Here is a 13,096-nt window from a genome sequence, read left to right as displayed (position 1 = left end):
CCCCACTGGACCCGCCGACACATAATCAGTGACCGGCGGGTCCCACACGACATGACAACTGCGGGGTGTGATGAAGCTACTCCTTACCGACTCCGGCGTCCGGAACGCAAGCATCCGGGCGGCCCTGGTCGATCTCCTCGGTAAACCCATCGCCGAGGCCAACGCTCTCTGCATCCCCACGGCAGGGTACGGAGGCCCGTACGGGGAGCCAGGCGGCCCTTGGCGCTTCATCAGCGGACAATCACCCAGTCCTATGACTGAGTTAGGGTGGAAGTCGGTGGGCGTGCTGGAGCTCACCGCGCTGCCCAGCATCGACAAGAAACGCTGGATTTCCTGGGTCCGCGAGGCCGACGCCCTGCTGGTAAACGGCGGCCACACCATGTATCTGTGCCACTGGATGCGGGAGTCCGGACTGGCCGATCTCCTCCTGTCGCTACGCGATACGGTCTACGTCGGGCTCAGCGCCGGAAGCATGGTGCTGGCTCCCCGGATCGGGCAGTACTTCACCGGCCCCGACGATGACGACCGCACGCTGGGAGTCGTCGATTTCTCGATCTTTCCGCACCTCGACACCCCGGATACTCCGGAGTACTCCATGGCAGCAGCGGAACGGTGGGCCGCCGAGATCAAGGGCCCCGCGTATGCCACTGACGATCAGACAGCCATCAAGGTGACCGACGGCGGCGTCGAAGTCATCTCCGAGGGGCACTGGAAGCTGTTCAACCCGGCATCGTGAACGTCGACGACCGTCCTACCTCCAGAACGCTTGTCGTCTGCCAGTTTGTTCTGAGACACCGCCATGCCGGTGACCTGCGGTGCTTCAGAACGACTGGCGCACGCAGCGGGCAGTTCCTGCCAGTCGATCCGAGGCATCTCGGCTTCCTACCGGGCCCGGATGACCTGGCAAGCGTTGCCGATCTCTTCCTCGCGGACGAGTCCGTCGATTGCCTCGATCATCGCGGTGATGCCGGGCCGAGGCGTGATGACCAGGTCCGTTGTGAAGAAGTAGCGCCCACTGGCGGCCTCGCCGGTCTCGGCCCACCGGCGCAGCACTGCATCAATCGCACCGAGGGTCATGAGGCTCGCGTAGTAGGTCGGGCCTCCCTTGACGGTCACGTAGAAGTCCTGGTGCTGGAGTTGCTCAAGGTCGTCTGCCGGATCGGCGGGGAAGCGGGCATCGAACCGCTCCTGCTCGACGAGGAGGAGCGGGCCGTCCTGCCTGATCTCCATCGTCATCCTCGGGTCGCGCTCGCTGGTTGCCTCGAACATTCTGGCAGTGCCTCACATCAACTGGCAGACGACAGCGCTGGCGGAAACCATCGACGCGATCTCCACCACTGCCGTGTGAAAGTGTCCAGATAAAGCAGGAACAGCCGGTCGCGGCGGTGGGCGGCGCCGATGTCGGATGTGCGTAGGCAGAGCCAGCTCGTGTCGTACCCGAGCGCGGCCAAGGTCGGCGGCGACGACGTCGAACCCCCGGCGGATTCTCTAAACTTTGATGATCTTGAATTGAAAAAGCTTAGGTGTTCACGGTCCTGCTGGACGACGAGGACGTCGACGTTGTCGCAAATGCGGCGGCGAACGAAGCACTGCCGGTCCGGCGGATGCGCCAAATCCTCGACGCAGCTGGCCTCTAACAGCCGTGTCGCGTCTCACGACCTGATTGACGGATCAGTCTCGGGACGTGCGTGAACAGGATCGGCTAGACGATCTTGTCGTCCTGTAGCTCCGTCAGGATCGAGGACTTCGGCTGTCCCCGATCAGTATGGGGAGCCGCTGGCAGGCGTTGGCGGTGGTGCCAGCATGGCCATGTCGACGAGGAAGCCGGCGACAGCGCCGCTAGACGTACGCCCAACCCAGACGGGACAACCGCCGTCGCCCCAGCCGGTGTTGAACGCGATGAAATTGGCGCCGGAGGCGGGATCAGCCAGCTCAACCGGGCCGTCCGCCGCGGTCACAAGGTAGGAGTCCGGCTCGTCCTCGGTCCGTCTGGCCATCGCCGGAAGCGCCGCCGCATCGAAAAGGGCGATGGTGGCCACATCGACGCCGACGGTGAACGCCTCACCGTCGCGAAGGGTGGCGGGGTCTGGTGGAAGTGGGCCCATTCGGTGTCGGTGGGTTCGCGAGGGCTCAGGTCCTGCGCGGCGCAATCGAGCAGGTACTGGCGCACACCGGCTACCGGCTCACCCGCATCGTCGTGGACCTCCCACCCGGGAATCTGCCCTGGCCGCTCGACACACCGCCCGATTCGCTCGACGACAAGCGCCAAGATGTCTCGAATGCCACCATCGGCCTCGTCCATGCTGCCCTCCGTCCCGCTGAAGGCCCTGTCCGGCGGAGGCCAACCACGTTCACTCCGGCCTGGTTAGTTCAGTCAATAGGTAGGAGGGCGGCGACGTTTTCCACGAAGACGAGTGGCGGTCGAAGTGCGCGAACAGCGTCGGCGACGCTTGTCCACAGGCTGCTGTGGATACCGGTGATGCCGGCTCGTTTGCCGGCGTTGGAGATGTCTTGGCAGGGGAACGGCGTACCAGGCGAGCTGGCCGCCGAGCACCAGTTCGACGGCCATGTCGAGGCCGACGCGAGCGACGATGACACCGACCTGCCCGGCGGCGTCACGACACTGCCGGCGCTGCGCGACTGGCTGCTGGCGCACCCACGCGCCTACACAACCCGCGACACCGTGTGGCGGGACCTGATCCTGCGCGCACGCCTCGACGGACCGGCGTGGGTCGTCGCCGCGGCGGGCATGGCGCTGCCGGCGCTGCGCCGCTGCGCCGGCCAGTTGCGTACCGGCTGGTCCGGCGACGCCCATGACAACGCCTCGGAGATCCTCACTGGGTTCCTGACGTCGCTGCGGGACCGGACGGACCTGTCGAAGCCCGCGCCGTACGCGTCGCTGTGCATGGCCGCGTGGCGAGCCGGATACCAACTGCGCCAACGCGCCGGCGAAGCGGTGCCCGTCGACGATGTCCAGCACGTCATCGGGCCCCGCACCCCCACCGTCCCGTACGGCCACCCCGACCTACTCGTACAGCGGGCGGTCGGACTGGGGCTGCTCGACCCCTGCGACGAGCAGCCCTACATCGACCTACGCCTCGGCAGGCGAGCGATCGAACCGATCGCCGCCGCCATGGGCATCACCGTCGACGCCCTACGCATGCGAACCCGACGCATCGACCAGCGCATCGCCCACGCTCTGGCCAGTGGCCTGCTCACCGGCGTCGCGTCCCCGCAGGCCGCCGCCTACCTGGCCGCGAGCGCCACGCACCGGAAACGGACCCGCGCCGCGCGTGCCGCCGCCGGTGCACGGCCGACAACCGCAGCACCGGCAGGCGTGGCCGCCTGAGCACTCCTATGCGGGCCCGACCAGAACGGTCGGGCCCGCAGCCGCTTGCGACGACCACCGCCGCGGACCGCCGTGCGAGCCATCAACCGGGCCGCGGCCAGGGACGTGCCGGGGGTACGCGCGCCGCATCCCCACCACCGCCTCATCCCCGTCGAGCGGCGTCAAGAGCGTCGGCTTTCGAGCCCTCGGAAACGGGGCGAAGTTGGACGGCCGATCCCCGCCACGCATGTGATCGCTTGTCACCATCGCATACCCTGGCTTCGCTCGTTGCCGAACAGTCGCCCGCTCTTGGAGCCGTTATGCCGCTGCACATCCTGAGAGGGCTCGGCGCCATCGGATTCGGCCTGCTTCTTGGGTTCGTCGGCCTCATCTGGGTAGCGAACCTCTTTGGTGTCGCAGACGAGCACGCCCGTCAGATCGCGCGGAGTTCACTGAGACGCTGGGTGGAAGGCCGTGAGGTATCTCCGGGGGAGATGAAGCAGGAGCCGGGGTTCGTACTTGGCCGGTACATCTCTGGGATCGGGTTTATGCTCGTCGGCCTATTCATCATCGGTGGCGGCATCGTTTACCTGATCACGGCACCAGTCGAGTAACAGCAGCAACTCATCCGACGGCACACTGCCTGGCGCTCCAAGGTCAACAATCATGCGGCGTGCCATTAGTGGCACCAAGAGCTGCCTCGATCAAGGCGCCGCGCGGAGCGCGGGCCTCTACATCGGGCCGACGGGATCGCTCTCCTCATCTCGCTGAGCTGCTCTGTCAGACCCGGCGGTGTTCCTGTCAGGGCCTTGTCAGTTCCGTGTGAGGCCTCGGGGGCGTTCGTCAGAGCTGACAGGGGCCAGTTTGCGGGTGCGGAAGTCCCCCGACGGCGGCCATGGGGCTGGACCCGGACGGTGCTTCCGCCCGCCGCCAGGGGCCGGGATCAACTCGGGCCACCCGCGTGCCGGACGCCTCGGGTGCCGCGCAGTTTGGTGCGCTGACACCTCATCGAACACCGCTACCCGACAAGGGCGGACGGGCTCCTCCCGGGGACCGTCTCGGTTCGTGGCGCTGTCCGTGCCCGCGCCCCTGGAGGCGGTCTGCCTCTCCGACCGCCTGCTATCGCCCCGCCACGTGCCGATGCACGGCCAACCGGGGCCGGAGGTGACACATGTCCCGCATCCCGCCACGTCTTCGTGCCCTCGCCCACTCGTGCACCATTCGCCGCGTCGCCACGGTGGCCTGGTTCCTGTCCGCGCCGACCGCCGTCTACGCCGCCCCCACGGACCCGAAGGAGGGCGGGGAGTGGCCCCCGTTGACCTGGGTTGACGCGGCTTCGACCCGGCCCGCCCCGGACCGGGCGTCGGTCCGCCACCGGACCTGGCGACTACCCGGACCGGTTTGGGCGGCCGGATTCCGGATGGTTTCCCCGGGCCACCTACGGGTACGCCACGCCCATGATCGCACTGATCGTTGCCCTGTTGCTGGTCTGGCTGGTCCTGGTGATCGTCGGGCTCGTGGTCAAGGGCCTGTTCTGGCTGTTCGTGATCGGGGCCATCCTGTTCGTCGCGACCGCGATCATCGGCTGGGTACGCAGACGGGTGTGAGAGCTGCCGGCTGATCCGGACCGGTTCCGTCGACGGTGTCCCGCGCCCGCACGCCGGTGGCCGGCGGTCCCGCGTCGCGCGGACCCGCCGGCCACCGATCAGGGCTACTTGCGCATCCAGATCTGGTACGGCAGGCCCTTCTTGCCGTTCACCACGATCCGGATGTACGGGTTCTTGACCATGATGCAGCCGTACTTCAGCACGCAGTTCTCGACCTTGCCCTGCATCGTCGAGGCGTAGTGCGCGGTGCCCTTGCCGGTCTGCGTGTTGCTGATCAGACCACGGTCGTAGTTGGTGCCGTCGTTGTTCTTGAGGTAGTACCGGCGCTCCTTGATGGTGACCTTCCCCGTCTTGGACCAGCAGTAGTGCAGCACCTTGTGCCAGTCGAACGCCTTGCTGCCGAGCACCGTGCGGTAGGAGATGTACCGGTCGGCCCGGTGGCAACCGGCCTTTCCGGCGGCCGCGGCGCCGGCCGTGAGCGCTCCACCCGCGAGCGGGCTCAGCCCAGCGCCGGCGTCACCGGTGGACTCGTCAACGATCCGGGTCTTCGACGGGTCGATCACCTGCGCGGCGATCGATCGGTGCTTGAGCAGTACGGCGCGGTCCTTGGCGGAGATCTCCCCCGTCCGCTTCAGGTTGTCCAGCGCCCGGACCACTTCGGTCGGCAGGCCGCTGCGCGACTTCGCCGCGGAGATCCCGGCGAGCCCGGCGAGCAACCCCGCCACCACGGTGAAAGCGACCGCGAGCAAGAGGATGCTGGTACGGCGACCCCACCGACGCGGATTAACGGCCGATACGACGTGACTCATTCTGGCGATTCCTTTCGCGATATCTCCGGTTCGGATGAATGCAGTTCCCGGGCTGCGGTCACCAGTAGAGCCGTTCGAACGGTCCACCCCAATAGCGAAAGCAGTACGGGACGAGCCGAGATGTGGTCTTGTGGCCCGTCTCGGACGGAACACGGCCTGTGCCGATGCGTACGAAAAGTGTTGGGATCCGGGGCGGCGACCCGGCGCCTGCGGGAGATGAGAACAAAAAAACCGCAGGCATTCTGCCTGCGGAGTTCGCTCCACTCCCTTTCTACGCCGGGTTGCGCGAGCTGGGCGTCGGGCGGTCGGGTTCGGATGGACAGCGGTCCGGCTCAGCTGACGTGGGCCGCCCCGGGGTGGTCGACGCGGCGCCGAAGACCACCCCGGGAACGGGCACCGGCGTCAGGGCCGTTCGCAGGGTCCGTTTCCGCCGCCGACGTTCGCCCCTGGCTCGCCCGGCTCCACGACGCCGGGCTTGTCGGTCACCCCGGTCGGAGCGACGGAGACGACCCGCTGGTTCACGGGTTCCGTGTCGAGGCAGTCGTCCGACGAGTCGGCACCGCTCTCGTCGCTCGCGTCACCGCCCGGATCCTCACCGGTGTCGGCTGTCCCGTCGCCCGCGCAGTCGCCGGCCCCGTCCGCGTCCTCGCCGCCGTCGACCTCCTGGCCACCGTCGACGTCCTCGCCAACGTCCGCGTCCTGTCCGCCGTCCGCGTCCAACTGCTGATCGTCCGTGTCCTGTCCGCCGTCCGCGTCCGACTGCGGATCGTCCGTGTCCTGTCCGCCGTCCGTGTCCTGATCGTCCATCGCGTCCTGGTCGTCGGTCGCGTCCCGGGCCTCGGCGGAGTCCTGGTTGTCCGAGGTCTGGTCGTCGGCCGCGTCGACGGTGCCGGTACAGGTGGGCGCCGCGTTCGCGAACCCGCCGGCGACCGTGACGACCCCCGTGATCAGGACGCCGGCGAACAGCAGCGGAAGGAGCCTGGTGATTTGCTTCGTCATCATGTCGGGTCCGATTCGGGCTAGCGGGCGTACGGGACGACCACGACCGGGATCTGGTCGGGCTGGGTGTGCGGCTGACTGCTGCGCTTCGGCTTCGAGGTCGGCTTGGCGGTCGGCTTCTTCGTTCCGTCGGTCGATTTCGCCGAACCGGAGGCGGGACGTACCGCCGAACTGAGCATGTGGCTGCGGTAGTACGAATTCAGATCGGTCTCGACGACCCTGCCCCTACCGCTCGACGCGTGGATCATCCTGCCGTTGCCGGCGTAGATGCCCACGTGGTCGATCTCGCCGCCGTCCCAGTTGAAGAAGATGAGGTCGCCGGGACGGAGATTCCTGATGGAGACTGTCCGCCCCTTGCTCACCCCGTAGCCGTACTGTCCGGCCGCGGTGCGGTAGCTCCAGTCCAGCCCGGCCTTCCGGTAGGCGTAGTAGGTGAGACCGGAGCAGTCGAAGGCGTTCGCTCCCTTGCCACCCCAGACGTACGGGTCGCCCTTCTGTGCCCTGGCCTGGCACACCGCTTTCTCGGCGATGCTGCCGGAGCAGCCGTTGCCGCTTTTGGCGCTGGCGAGGCCGCCCAGTCCGACGAGGACGCTGCCGATGAACGCCAGGGCGAGCAGAAGCCTGAGTACGCCGCGACGGCCGGGGCCGCGCGTATTGCGCCTCGATTCCGGTGGCGAGGGCGGCACGGGGCGCGCGGGCGAGAAATTGTCGTTCGGCTCCAGCATGGTCCACTCCTCAGCGTTGGGATTGCGCGACGAGTGCACCTGTTCGGCCGGTGTCTCGAAAGGTCGTCCGGCGTACGGGAAGGTTCCGATCGCGGCATCGGCCGAGCGACCGTCCTGTCCCGACCGACCACCCCGTCCTGTCCCGGATTCGGCGCGTCGGAAAGAGTCCCGTACCGGAATCGCGCCGCCGCCCGGCCCAGTCCAGATCTGTTCCGAACGCCGTTTTGGCTATGCGGAACGGCGGGCGGCCGTCTTTGCTTATTGCCGAGGCGTTCCGGGCCCGACGCCAACACCCGTCCGATCAGTCACGACCGTGAGGTAGTCATGCGTTCATTTCGGGAAATTCTGAAGTCGAAGCTCATCCCGCTCGCCGTCGCAGCGGTGGTCGTCGGCGGCGGAGCGACCGCCGCATCGGCGATCGCCTCCGCGGCCCCGGCCAAGAACTCGGCGACGTCGCCGACGAAGGCGACGGCCAAGGCCGACGTCGGCGACCGCTGCACCCTGCCCGGCAGGGTCGTCAAGAACAAGCGGTACGTCGGTGAGAGCAGGACCTGGCCGCGCGGGGCGAAGTGGCGGGCCACCGGAAACGCCAAGGGCACCGTGATCAGCCTGCAACACGAGACCCGGGTCCACAATTCCGTCTCCGCCACGTTCGGCCTGTCGAAGTCGGTCGTTTCGGCGGCGGTCGGCTTCAACGTCGAGAAGCAGCAGGCGGTGTGGGTCGGCTTCAACTACACCCAGCCGAAGGCCGGCAAGTACCAGCTGCGGGTCACCCCGGTCTACGACGAGTACCTGTTCGAGGTGCACAACAAGGTCGGGAAGGTCAAGATCACGGGTGGCCACCCCGCCTGCATCCAGACCGGCACCTCGAAGGTCGGAACCGGTGCGGCGTCGAAGTACATCGGTCTGGAGAGCCGGGTCTACCGCCAGGACTCGGCCGGCCAGTGGGTGGTGGTCCGCTGACCCGGGGCCAGGTCACAGGCACCGAGTCGGGAGATCTCCCCGTCACCTTCGTGGCGGGGAGATCTCCTGCCGCTCGGTACGAATGCCTCGCGGATGGTCAGCGGGCCGGCGTCTCCTGTTCGCGAAGGGCCTGCTCGACGGCCTCCTGCACGCGGGCGTCCTCGCGCTGCTTACGCCGTGCGCGGCCGCGGCGGGCGAGCAGCGGCGCCCCGACGACGGCGGCGAGCAGTACGACGACCAGCACCAGCAGGGTCCACGGGATGGCCCAGCCGTGCGCCGTGGTCGAAACCGGGTCGAGCGCGGTGGTGGAGCCCGACGCGTCGGTGAGCAGCGGCGTGAGGCCAACGGTCGCGGCCAGCCTGACCGCCGGCGCCACGCCGTGGACGGGCACCGTCACCGTCCAGCTCTCGCCCGGGAGCAGCTCCGGCGGGGCCGCGACATCGCCCGCGTCCGCCCGCAGCCACCCGAACGGACCCGTGACCGAGACGGCCTGCTGCGCCGACAGGATCGCGTTGCCGGTGTTGTGGATCCGGTAGGTGACGGTGGCGTCGCCCTTGCCGAACGGGTTGGACGTGCCGGCGTAGTCGATGTGGAGGTCCTCGACCGTGAGGCTCGGCTTGAGTTCGCCGCTGATCCGCAGCTTGATCCGGATGCCGAGGCGCCGATCCACGTTGATGCCCTCGGCCTCGTTGGCCTGGGTCAGCGAGGTGACGATGCCGCCCGCGTAGTCGCCGGGCGGGGCGTTGTCCGGGATGTTGACCGCGAAGGGGACCTCGGCGGTCTTCCCGGGCTGGATCACCACGCGCTCGCGGTCGGCGTGGACCCAGGCGCCGATCCCGACGGACTTCTTGTCCCTGGTGAGCAGGTCGAGCTGACCCGTGCCGGTGGTGAAGCCGTCGGCGGTGTAGACGGCCAGGTCGAGCGGGTCCTTGCCGCGGTTGGCGACGACCATGGCGTCGTTGACCTGGCCGCCGGGGTTGACGGAGTAGCTGAAGCTGGACCGATCGGCGCCGTAGCTGTTCGAGGCCGTCCGGACCGTCCAGGTGACGTCGCCGTCCGCCGCGCGGGCGGGCACGGCACCGAGGCCGGCGGCCGCGACGGCGGCGAGCAGGGCCAGGGCGGCGGTACGGACGAGGGTGGCGACGGCGGTCTTCCGGCGCGTTGCGAGCACGTGCATCTCGGGGTCCTCGGCGATCTCGATCGGATCTGGAGAGAGCGGCGGGGTGGGCACCCGAAGGTGCCTACCCCGCCGGTGAAACGGTCCGGTCAGCTGCTCAGCGCAGTGATCGTGAGGGTGGCGCGGTAGCTACCCTTCTCGACGCTGCCCGGGATCTTCAGGTCCAGGTCAGCGCCCAGCTTGGCGGTACCCCGGGGGTGGCCCTGGGTGGCCCAGCCGAGGCCGCGCGAGACGGACAGGCCCGCGCCGTTGTCGTCGTAGGCGGAGGACACCGAGCCGCTGGCCTGGGCACCGGCACCGACCTCGAGCACCTTCGGCGTCCAGCCGAGGTACGCGCCGGAGAACGACTTGTCGCCGTCCCGGAAGTCACCCACGCTGGCCGAGATCGACCACGGGGCGAGCGAGCGGCGGCTGTCCGACACGACGATCGGGTTGATCTGGCCGGTCGCCGAGAAGTAGTCGCCGTTGTGCTCCTCGGCGGTGCCGAGGTCCACCAGGCCGTTGTAGCCGTCGATCGTCCAGCCGAACTCACCCGGGGCCGCGTTGGGCACGTTGACCTGGATGTTCTGGCCGTTGCCCTGGTACGGGTGCACGGTGACCTTGTCGACGATCGAGCCCACCGGCTGGTCAGCCGGGGTGTTGTAGCACCAGCTGCCCTTCTCCACCGACGCGTTCGGCGCGGCGCAGGTGCCGCTGCGGACGTTCTCGACGACGAGCTTGTCGTTGCGCACCTGGACCTTGACGTAGCTGCGGACGTGCTCCTGGTTCTGCACGGAGTTGTACCAGAAGCTGTCCGGGTTCAGCGGGTCGGCGCCGTTGCCGGCACCGCTCGACGCGCTGCTGTCCGGCTTGGTGATGTCGTAGTACTTCGAGCCCGAGGCCGAGTTGCCGGTCACGTAGATGACGCCGCCCGGACCGGGGTACACGTCCGCGGCCCCCGGCTGCTCGTCCGGGTTCGCCTTCGCGCCGTTCTTGATGGCGTAGCTGCGGGAGTAGGCGTGGTCGTGGCCCGCCATCACCATGTCGATGCCGAGGTTGGAGAAGACCGTCGGGAAGTCGACCCGACGCACCTTGGCGTCGGAGTCCTTCGCGTGGCTGGCCGGCGAGTACATCGCGTGGTGGAAGACGAGCACCTTCCACTTGGCCTTGGCGCCGTGCTTGTTGACGACATCCGTGATGTACGCGACGTGCGCCGCGTCACCGCCACCACCCGAGGTGGTGTTGTAGCTGTTGCTGTTGATGTCGATGAACAGCACGTCCTTGTAGATGAACCAGTAGTCACCCCCCGACGTGTTGGAGGACGGGTTGCCGTTGGCGTACAGGGCACCCGAGCGGTCGGTGTTCGGGGTGAAGTGGTGCTGCTCGTACGCCTTCGAGCCGACGTCGTGGTTACCGATCGTCGCGGCGAACGGGACCTGACGCAGCTCGTCGGGGGCGAGGAAGCTGGTCCACTGGGTCTCGGTGCCGGCGGTCTCGACGTGGTCGCCGCCCGACACCAGCAGCTCGGCGTTCGGGTTGGCCGCCGTGGCGACCTTCAGGGTCTCCTGCCAGCCGGCCTGGTCCTTCGGCACGTCGCCGGAGGAGCCGATCTGCGGGTCGCCGAAGAACAGGAAGTCGTAGTCGCCCTCGAAGTCCTGCGTCTTGAAGGAGTACGCCGGGGACCAGTTGCCCTCGGAGCCGACCCGGTAGGAGTACGCCGTGCCCTCCTTCAGGCCGGTGATCGTCGCGTGGCGGTTGAAACCACCGCTGCTGGCGATGTTCGCCCCGCCGATCGCGTCGAAGGTGACGGCGTTGGCCGGGAACTCGCCGTTGACCAGCGAGGCGGTCGGGGTGAGCTGGACCAGCTGGGCGGTGTCGGCCGAGGAGTACCAGTTCACGATGCGCTGGGACTCGTCGGCGCCGACACCGAGGATGATGCCGGTGAGGGTGCTGGAGTCGGCAGCACTGGCGCTGGTGCCCAGGCCGCTGCCGACAGCCGCGGCCAGACCCAGGACCGCCGCCGTGGCCCCTGCGGCCACGCGCCGCCGCACAAGCCCGGGGGCCTGTGCTGGGGTGCTCAATCTCATCGATTCCGTCCCTTTTCTAGAGAGGAGAGGTGCGGATAAGCGGACTCAAGGTTTCGTCGCACGGTGAATCGGTCATGAATCCGACCCGGCGGGTTAGTTGCACTTCCCGGAACCCTGCGCCGGTTTCAGAAGCCGAGGATCCTTTGGACGAACCAGACCAGCCCCATAACGGAAACGCCCGCCGAAATCGCGCCCGTCGCCCAGAGACCGGCCTTCGCCGCCCGCCGGTGCAGCACGACCAGCAGGGGGAAGACGACCGCGATGATGGCCAGTTGCACGACCTCGATGCCGACGTTGAACACCAGCAGGGACCACAGCAGGGTCCACGACCACGCCTCGTTGATCCCCAACGCGCCCGCGAAGCCCAGCCCGTGCACGAGGCCGAAGCAGAACACGACCCCGAGGCGGGTCCACCCCGAACGGTCCAGGCTGAAGTGACCGCCGCCCGCCGTCTCCAGATCGGAGGCGTGGTCGCCGCGCCGCCAGATCCGCCACAGGTGCCAGCCGGCGACCACGGCGATCGACAGCGCGATGACCGGCTCCACGACCCGTGCCGGCACGTCGACCAGACCGAGGGCGGCGAGCATGAACGTCACCGAGTGCGCCAGGGTGAAACTGGTGGCCGCGAGCACGATCTCCCGCAGCCGCCGTGACCCGGCGATGAGCGCCAGCAGGAACAGGATGTGGTCGATGCCGGTCAGCAGGTGCTCGCCGCCCAGCCGGAAGAACTCCCAGAACCGCTCGTACCAGGCCTGGGCGGTGGAGAAGGACGGATGAGCGGCGTCGAGCGCGGCGCTGCCCGAGCGGCCGTCGAGCTGATAGGTGACGATCGTCTTGGTGCTTTTGACGTAGCCCTCGGCGTCGGGGAAGAGCGCGCTGCGTACCTCGTGCGCGTCGCCCCGCTCGGGGCAGGCCCAGTCGAGCAGCAGGTCGGCGTACGGCACGTTCTCCCGCTCGCCGATCGTGAAGTCGCCGACCTGGGTGGGGGTGCAGGGCGAGCCGCCGGAGGTGACCGAGAAGCGCTCGGTGACGTACCCGACGGCCGACTTCCGGTGGGCGTTGAGCGCGGTGGCCTGCCCGGCGGTGTCACCGGCGTCGAACGCCGGGATTCCCGCCTTGAAGAGGGGGTCGTCGTGCTGGTAGTCGGCGGCGGAGACGACGTAGAGGTCGTACTCGAGTTCCAGCTTCGTCCGTACGTGGCCCTCGTCACCGTCGGTGAGCTGAAGGTACACGGTCGACGTGAACCCGTGGGCGAGCGCCGGGCCGGCGCTCAGGACAGCGAACACCGCCGCGATGATCCCGACGACGGTAGCGACGACGGTCCGGCGGACACGTGTTGACATGCGGCTCCTTCGGTTGGCGAGTGCACGTTGCACGCCACGGCTGAACGCCGACCGGACCGCTGGCGAACCGCTGAAGAAC

The 13,096-nt window shown here is 68.3% G+C and carries 14 protein-coding genes; 5 read left to right on the top strand and 9 right to left on the bottom strand.

Features of this window, described 5'->3' with window-relative positions:
- Positions 1–70: 70 nt before the first annotated feature.
- Positions 71–736 carry a Type 1 glutamine amidotransferase-like domain-containing protein gene (locus tag GA0070621_RS26210; protein WP_091202873.1) on the top strand — a complete coding sequence of 222 codons (666 nt, stop codon included), beginning with the start codon at positions 71–73 and terminating at the stop codon, positions 734–736.
- Between the two features lie 146 nt (positions 737–882).
- On the opposite strand, the gene GA0070621_RS26205 is transcribed toward GA0070621_RS26210, so the two are convergent.
- The 3 genes from GA0070621_RS26205 to GA0070621_RS26190 form a co-directional block, all read right to left on the bottom strand.
- Complete coding sequence (locus tag GA0070621_RS26205; protein WP_157740056.1) at positions 883–1,230, bottom strand: hypothetical protein; 348 nt, start codon at positions 1,228–1,230, stop codon at positions 883–885.
- Positions 1,231–1,760: 530 nt separating this feature from the next.
- Positions 1,761–2,105: a DUF4241 domain-containing protein gene (locus tag GA0070621_RS26195; RefSeq protein WP_091200734.1), complete on the bottom strand. Its 345-nt coding sequence runs from the start codon at positions 2,103–2,105 to the stop codon at positions 1,761–1,763.
- Positions 2,106–2,370: 265 nt separating this feature from the next.
- Positions 2,371–2,598, bottom strand: a complete 228-nt coding sequence (locus tag GA0070621_RS26190) for a DNA cytosine methyltransferase (protein ID WP_167667401.1) — start codon at positions 2,596–2,598, stop codon at positions 2,371–2,373.
- On the opposite strand from GA0070621_RS26190, the gene GA0070621_RS26185 reads away from it, so the two are divergent.
- The 3 genes from GA0070621_RS26185 (at position 2,507) to GA0070621_RS30190 (ending at position 4,935) form a co-directional block, all read left to right on the top strand.
- Positions 2,507–3,349 (top strand): hypothetical protein, encoded by an 843-nt coding sequence (locus tag GA0070621_RS26185; RefSeq protein WP_167666441.1) that lies wholly within the window; start codon positions 2,507–2,509, stop codon positions 3,347–3,349. The two genes, GA0070621_RS26190 and GA0070621_RS26185, sit on opposite strands and share 92 nt — an antisense overlap.
- A gap of 299 nt (positions 3,350–3,648) precedes the next feature.
- Positions 3,649–3,942, top strand: a complete 294-nt coding sequence (locus GA0070621_RS26180) for a hypothetical protein (RefSeq protein ID WP_091200732.1) — start codon at positions 3,649–3,651, stop codon at positions 3,940–3,942.
- 843 nt (positions 3,943–4,785) lie between these two features.
- Positions 4,786–4,935: a hypothetical protein gene (locus GA0070621_RS30190; RefSeq protein WP_091200730.1), complete on the top strand. Its 150-nt coding sequence runs from the start codon at positions 4,786–4,788 to the stop codon at positions 4,933–4,935.
- Between the two features lie 104 nt (positions 4,936–5,039).
- Here GA0070621_RS30190 and GA0070621_RS26170 read toward each other — a convergent pair whose 3' ends face one another.
- The 3 genes from GA0070621_RS26170 to GA0070621_RS26160 all read right to left on the bottom strand — a co-directional run bounded on the left by GA0070621_RS26170 (position 5,040) and on the right by GA0070621_RS26160 (position 7,468).
- The gene (locus GA0070621_RS26170) at positions 5,040–5,684 is read right to left on the bottom strand and encodes a hypothetical protein (protein WP_091200728.1); all 645 of its coding nucleotides are present in this window, start codon (positions 5,682–5,684) and stop codon (positions 5,040–5,042) included.
- A gap of 462 nt (positions 5,685–6,146) precedes the next feature.
- Positions 6,147–6,746: a hypothetical protein gene (locus GA0070621_RS26165; RefSeq protein WP_091200726.1), complete on the bottom strand. Its 600-nt coding sequence runs from the start codon at positions 6,744–6,746 to the stop codon at positions 6,147–6,149.
- Between the two features lie 17 nt (positions 6,747–6,763).
- Positions 6,764–7,468 (bottom strand): C40 family peptidase, encoded by a 705-nt coding sequence (locus GA0070621_RS26160; protein ID WP_091200724.1) that lies wholly within the window; start codon positions 7,466–7,468, stop codon positions 6,764–6,766.
- A 324-nt stretch (positions 7,469–7,792) separates the two neighbouring features.
- Here GA0070621_RS26160 and GA0070621_RS26155 point away from each other — a divergent pair, with 324 nt between their 5' ends.
- Complete coding sequence (locus tag GA0070621_RS26155) at positions 7,793–8,431, top strand: hypothetical protein (protein ID WP_157740055.1); 639 nt, start codon at positions 7,793–7,795, stop codon at positions 8,429–8,431.
- A 97-nt stretch (positions 8,432–8,528) separates the two neighbouring features.
- Here GA0070621_RS26155 and GA0070621_RS26150 read toward each other — a convergent pair whose 3' ends face one another.
- The 3 genes from GA0070621_RS26150 to GA0070621_RS26140 form a co-directional block, all read right to left on the bottom strand.
- Positions 8,529–9,662: a COG1470 family protein gene (locus tag GA0070621_RS26150; RefSeq protein ID WP_167667399.1), complete on the bottom strand. Its 1,134-nt coding sequence runs from the start codon at positions 9,660–9,662 to the stop codon at positions 8,529–8,531.
- Between the two features lie 35 nt (positions 9,663–9,697).
- The gene (locus GA0070621_RS26145; protein WP_167667397.1) at positions 9,698–11,626 is read right to left on the bottom strand and encodes a purple acid phosphatase family protein; all 1,929 of its coding nucleotides are present in this window, start codon (positions 11,624–11,626) and stop codon (positions 9,698–9,700) included.
- A gap of 173 nt (positions 11,627–11,799) precedes the next feature.
- On the bottom strand, positions 11,800–13,017 hold the full coding sequence (locus GA0070621_RS26140; protein WP_091200718.1) for a HupE/UreJ family protein: 1,218 nt from the start codon (positions 13,015–13,017) through the stop codon (positions 11,800–11,802).
- Positions 13,018–13,096: the final 79 nt, after the last annotated feature.

The organism is Micromonospora narathiwatensis (assembly GCF_900089605.1).
Taxonomy (GTDB): domain Bacteria; phylum Actinomycetota; class Actinomycetes; order Mycobacteriales; family Micromonosporaceae; genus Micromonospora; species Micromonospora narathiwatensis.
The sequence above is the reverse complement of the archived record's forward strand: the minus strand, read 5'-3'. Positions and strand labels throughout refer to the sequence as shown.

What these genes read in the sequence shown, in the direction of transcription:
- GA0070621_RS26210 (WP_091202873.1), top strand. Translation starts at nt 71, where the DNA reads ATGAAGCTACTCCTTACCGACTCCGGCGTCCGGAACGCAAGCATCCGG.
- GA0070621_RS26205 (WP_157740056.1), bottom strand. Translation starts at nt 1,230, where the DNA reads ATGGAGATCAGGCAGGACGGCCCGCTCCTCCTCGTCGAGCAGGAGCGG.
- GA0070621_RS26195 (WP_091200734.1), bottom strand. Translation starts at nt 2,105, where the DNA reads ATGGGCCCACTTCCACCAGACCCCGCCACCCTTCGCGACGGTGAGGCG.
- GA0070621_RS26185 (WP_167666441.1), top strand. Translation starts at nt 2,507, where the DNA reads ATGTCTTGGCAGGGGAACGGCGTACCAGGCGAGCTGGCCGCCGAGCAC.
- GA0070621_RS26180 (WP_091200732.1), top strand. Translation starts at nt 3,649, where the DNA reads ATGCCGCTGCACATCCTGAGAGGGCTCGGCGCCATCGGATTCGGCCTG.
- GA0070621_RS30190 (WP_091200730.1), top strand. Translation starts at nt 4,786, where the DNA reads ATGATCGCACTGATCGTTGCCCTGTTGCTGGTCTGGCTGGTCCTGGTG.
- GA0070621_RS26165 (WP_091200726.1), bottom strand. Translation starts at nt 6,746, where the DNA reads ATGATGACGAAGCAAATCACCAGGCTCCTTCCGCTGCTGTTCGCCGGC.
- GA0070621_RS26160 (WP_091200724.1), bottom strand. Translation starts at nt 7,468, where the DNA reads ATGCTGGAGCCGAACGACAATTTCTCGCCCGCGCGCCCCGTGCCGCCC.
- GA0070621_RS26155 (WP_157740055.1), top strand. Translation starts at nt 7,793, where the DNA reads ATGCGTTCATTTCGGGAAATTCTGAAGTCGAAGCTCATCCCGCTCGCC.
- GA0070621_RS26140 (WP_091200718.1), bottom strand. Translation starts at nt 13,017, where the DNA reads ATGTCAACACGTGTCCGCCGGACCGTCGTCGCTACCGTCGTCGGGATC.